Below are 4,479 nucleotides of genomic sequence, written 5' to 3'. Positions count from 1 at the left end.
TTGCGCCCCGCCGCGTCAAGTTCGGCGGTCAACTTGGCGAGTGGTTTGGTGTCATGCTCGGGGTAAATGAAGGTTTCATCGGCATCGAGCGTTAGGCACCAGTGTTTGTGCCCGTAATGCATCAAAAGCCAATTGACCCAGTCGAGCCCGAACCGCGTGGCTTTGTAACTGGCGGGCGTGGTCCAGACCGAACAATCGGGTTGCGCGGCAAGATACGCGCGGGTGCCATCGTCGCTGGCGTTATCGACGATCAGGAAATGTTGCACCCCAAGCGCGCGGTGATGCGCCAGAAACCACGGCAGGCGCGCCGCCTCGTTGCGCAGGCAGGCAAAGGCCAGAATGTCATGCTTGCCGATCTGCGCGGTGCGGTCGATGACACATTGCAACTGCTTGCGCGCGCGAAACGAACGCCACAGCAGCCGCTGCCGCTTTAGCCGCAGCCGCGCCCGTTCTCGCAGCGCCCTAAGCCTTTGGCGCGGCGCTATCGCCATAGCGCGCCACGGCCCGAACTAGGCACCGTAATGGCCATTTTGCATCCAGCGCCACGCGTCGGTGATCATTTCGGGCATGGTCGAGCGGCTCGGCTTCCAGCCGAGTTCCGCCACAGCCCGCGCCGAGCCGGAAACCAGCGCCACTGCATCGCCCGCCCGGCGCGGGCCCTGCCGCACGGGCACCGGGCGGTTGGTCACACCACGCGCCGCCTCAATCACTTCCTGCACGCTGAAGCCAGTGCCGGTGCCAAGGCAGAAAACGCGGCTTTCCTTGCCCGCTTCCAGCCATTTCAGCCCCAGAACGTGCGCCTCGGCCAGATCCATCACATGCACATAGTCGCGCACACAGGTGCCATCGCGGGTGGGATAGTCGCTTCCGAATACCGTAAGCTCGGGCCGCCGCCCGTCGATCGCTTCCAGAAGTAGGGGGACCAGATGCGTCTCGGGTCGGTGAAACTCGCCCACTTCCGCCTCGGGGTCGGCGCCCGCCACGTTGAAATAGCGAAAGATCACGCTGCGCAGCCCACGCGAAGCTGCAAAGTCACGCAGCATAGCCTCGATCGCCAGCTTTGATCCGCCATAGGCGTTCAACGGTGTTTGCGGCGTATCTTCATTGAGCAACACACCGTCATGGTCGCCATAAGTTGCGCAGGTCGAGGAAAACACGAAGTCGAGGCAGCCCGCCGCGCACGCAGCCTCGATCAGCGTCAGCGAGGAAACCACGTTGTGGCGCCAGTACAGCCCCGGATCGGCCATCGCCTCGCCAACCTGACTGAGCGCCGCAAAATGCATCACCGCGACCGGCTGCCATTTGGCAAATACCGCATCAAGCCGCGCCCGATCAGACAGATCGCCCTGCTCAAATGGCCCAAACTTTACCGCATCGCGCCAGCCGGTGATCAAGCTGTCATAGGTGACAGGCACATAGCCCGCAGCGGCCAGCACCTTACAGGCGTGCGAGCCGATGTAGCCCGCGCCGCCAGTGACCAGAATATGACGTGCCATGCGTATTTACTCGGCCGCCTGCCGCACCGCGGTCAAATGCGAAAGATACTGCGCAAACTCGTCGCGCAGATCCGGGCGTGCCAGCCCGAAAGCCACCGTCGCCTGCAAGAAGCCGGGCTTGGAACCGCAGTCATACCGTTGCCCGCTGAAGCGGTAGCCGTAAACCGGCCCGCCCTGCTCGATTTCTTGGGCAATTGCGTCGGTCAGCTGAATCTCGCCGCCCGATCCTGCCTTCAGTCGCGTCAGGTTTTGCAGAATGTTCGGCGTCAGAATATAGCGCCCGATCACCGCAAGATTCGAAGGGGCATCGCCCAGCGCAGGCTTTTCGACCATGCCCTTGGCGCGCACCATCGTGCCCATTTCCTCGCCAATATCGAGAATGCCGTAAGACGAGGCCTTGTCGGCGGACACTTCCATCGTCGCAACCATGTTGCCGCCGATTTCGGCGTAAGCTTCTACCATCTGCTGCAAGCAGGGCTTTTCGGCGGCGATGACGTCATCGGTCAGAATCACCGCAAAAGGCTCATTTCCGACCAGACGGCGCGCACACCAGACCGCATGGCCCAGCCCCAGCGCGCGATTTTGCCGCACATAGGCAATCGCGCCGCTGTCCATGTTGGTATCTTTCAACATGTCAAGCAGGGCGGTCTTGCCTGCCTTGCGCAGGCTGCTTTCCAATTCGGGCGCGTCGTCGAAATAGTCTTCCAGCGCCGACTTGCCGCGCGAAGTGACAAAGATAAACTCTCGAATCCCCGCGGCGCGCGCTTCGTCAATCGCATACTGAATCAGTGGTCTATCGACCAACGTCATGATTTCTTTTGGAATAGACTTCGTTGCCGGCAGAAACCTTGTGCCGAGCCCCGCGACCGGAAAGATCGCCTTGGTAACCTTACGCTTCATTTTACACCTGTTCGTTCCGCTTCATTCCGAACGGTTTACTAGCCCTGCCTCAATAAACCCGCTCGGGTGATTATTGGCAAGTATGCGACCGATTCTGCCCGCTATTCGTCTCAATATGGTGCACGTTCAATACGATTTTTGCGCGAAATTGGGCGCTAGCCTCGGTCAGTCGAGCCCCATTGCGGCCATCATCGCTTCGATGCGTAGCACGTCGGTTGGATTGTTCAACTCCCAAAACTGCCGCCCACGCGCCTCGACCTCGGCGCAAAGCACGCTTCGCCCGTTTTCAAGAAATCGGAGCTGTTCAAGCCCTTCCAGCGTCTCCAGCGGCCCGACGGGCCAGCCGGGATAGGCCAACAGGGTTTCGGGTCGATAGGCGTAAACGCCGACATGGTGAAATACTGGGGTCGGCGCCTCGGGTGCATAGTCGCGCCCTGTGTAGGGAATCACTTCTTTCGAGAAATAAAGCCCGCGGTTGCCTGCGCCGAAAACAGCGGTGGTGCCCCCCACGCGCCCGGCTGCACGGTCGGCGCGCAGCGAGCTGAGCATCGCGCCCTCGCAGCGAAGCACCGGGGTCGCAAGCTCGGCCTCGGGGTGGGCGCGCAAGCCCGCCACCAGTTCTTCGACAAACCACGGCGGCGTCAGTGGCGCATCGCCTTGCAGGTTCACCACGATGTCGTAGCCGCCACCGATGTTCTGAAGCGCCTCTGCACAACGCTCGGTGCCGTTGGCGCAATCGGGCGAGGTCATCACCACCTCTGCGCCAAAGCTTTCAGCTTCGGCACGGATGCTGCCTGCATCGGTCGCCACCACCACGCGGTCGGCACCCTGCACTGCCATGGCGGCATCCCAACTGCGCCGGATCAGCGTCTTGGCCACACCACTTGCGCCGCGCAGCGCCACCAATGGCTTGCCCGGATAACGGCTAGAGGCATAGCGCGCAGGAATGACGATCAGAACGCTCATGATTGCACCAAAAGAACCCCGGGGGCGTAGGCGATGAAGAACGGGTTGGCAAAGCCCGCCTTGCCATAGGCCAGCGGCGTGTGGTCGTCAAAGCGCACGACCATGCCGCCCGCCCCGCGCAGCACCGCATCGCCCGCCGCGGTATCCCATTCCATGGTCCGCCCGAGGCGCGGGTAAAGGTCGGCCTCGCCGGTGGCTACCAGACAGAACTTCAGGCTCGACCCTGCGCTGGTCATGTCGCGCACTGCGTAGCTTGCGATGTAATCGTCGGTCGCCTGATCGCGATGCGATTTGGAGGCGACCACCATCAGCGCCCGGTTATCGGGGATGGAAACCGAGATAGGTTTCTGCTCGCCCGGTCCTTCCTTGGCGAATGGGCCCACCTCTTCAACGCTGCGCCCATCGGCGAGGGTATAGAAAAGCCGCCCCTTGGCCGGCGCATAGACGATGCCGCGCACCGGCACGCCCGCTTCGACATAAGCGATGTTGACCGTGAAATCGCCGCGGCGCTGAACAAACTCCTTGGTTCCATCCAGCGGATCGACGATCAGAAATGTCTCGGCGCTTTGTTCATGGCTTGCCGCTTGTTCTTCAGTGACCAGCGGCAGTTCGGGGAACGCCGCGCGCAGCCCTGCCGAGATCAGCGCATCGGCAGCCTCGTCTGCCTCTGTCACAGGGCTCGCATCAGACTTGGCGCGCACCTCGAAATCGGGGTCTGCGTAGATTTCCATGATCCGGTCACCTGCTTCAAGGGCAAGGCGGCGCATCACTTCGGCAAGGCGGACGTGGTCCATCTGGGGCATTCTCCGCATTTGCGGCGGCATTGATCCGCCAATACAATCCCTTTATGCTGCGCGCTAAAGGGATCGGCAAGGTTTCCCGGCGAGTATCGAGGCAGCGCCGCACCAGCGGCAGAAACGGGCGCAATGTTCACACCTCAGCGTCGCAAGGGCACGGTCAGCACCGGCTTCAGCATTCTGGGGCTAATTTTTCACGCCACGGTCCGCTCTATCCGCAAAAGCCACGGCAACGCGATGTTGGGCCTTGTGATGAACATGATGCAGACCGTGGTGCTGGTCGGCGCGTTTTACGTGATGTTTGATGTGCTTCACATGCG

5 protein-coding genes and 1 pseudogene are annotated in these 4,479 nt (G+C 61.7%); 1 reads left to right on the top strand and 5 read right to left on the bottom strand.

Annotated features, from left to right (window positions below):
• From ABY403_RS13835 to cysQ, 5 genes are all read right to left on the bottom strand, one after another.
• On the bottom strand, positions 1-491 hold a 491-nt coding region (locus tag ABY403_RS13835; RefSeq protein WP_372841413.1), incomplete at its 3' end, for a glycosyltransferase family 2 protein.
• An 18-nt stretch (positions 492-509) separates the two neighbouring features.
• Entirely contained in the window at positions 510-1,496 is a 987-nt protein-coding gene (galE, locus tag ABY403_RS13830; protein ID WP_372841412.1) for a UDP-glucose 4-epimerase GalE, read from the bottom strand.
• Between the two features lie 6 nt (positions 1,497-1,502).
• On the bottom strand, positions 1,503-2,396 hold the full coding sequence (gene galU / locus ABY403_RS13825; protein WP_372841411.1) for a UTP--glucose-1-phosphate uridylyltransferase GalU: 894 nt from the start codon (positions 2,394-2,396) through the stop codon (positions 1,503-1,505).
• A gap of 165 nt (positions 2,397-2,561) precedes the next feature.
• The gene (locus tag ABY403_RS13820; protein WP_372841410.1) at positions 2,562-3,362 is read right to left on the bottom strand and encodes a 3-deoxy-manno-octulosonate cytidylyltransferase; all 801 of its coding nucleotides are present in this window, start codon (positions 3,360-3,362) and stop codon (positions 2,562-2,564) included.
• Positions 3,359-4,156: a 3'(2'),5'-bisphosphate nucleotidase CysQ gene (gene cysQ, locus ABY403_RS13815; protein ID WP_372841409.1), complete on the bottom strand. Its 798-nt coding sequence runs from the start codon at positions 4,154-4,156 to the stop codon at positions 3,359-3,361. Before cysQ ends, ABY403_RS13820 begins: the two co-directional genes overlap by 4 nt.
• A gap of 132 nt (positions 4,157-4,288) precedes the next feature.
• On the opposite strand from cysQ, the pseudogene ABY403_RS13810 reads away from it, so the two are divergent.
• A pseudogene (locus tag ABY403_RS13810) lies at positions 4,289-4,479 on the top strand (ABC transporter permease); the annotation flags it as partial.

The organism is Phaeovulum sp., from assembly GCF_041596715.1.
In the GTDB taxonomy this organism is placed as follows: domain Bacteria; phylum Pseudomonadota; class Alphaproteobacteria; order Rhodobacterales; family Rhodobacteraceae; genus UBA6213.
Note: the sequence above shows the minus strand (reverse complement) of the source record. Positions and strands in the feature narration are given on the sequence as shown.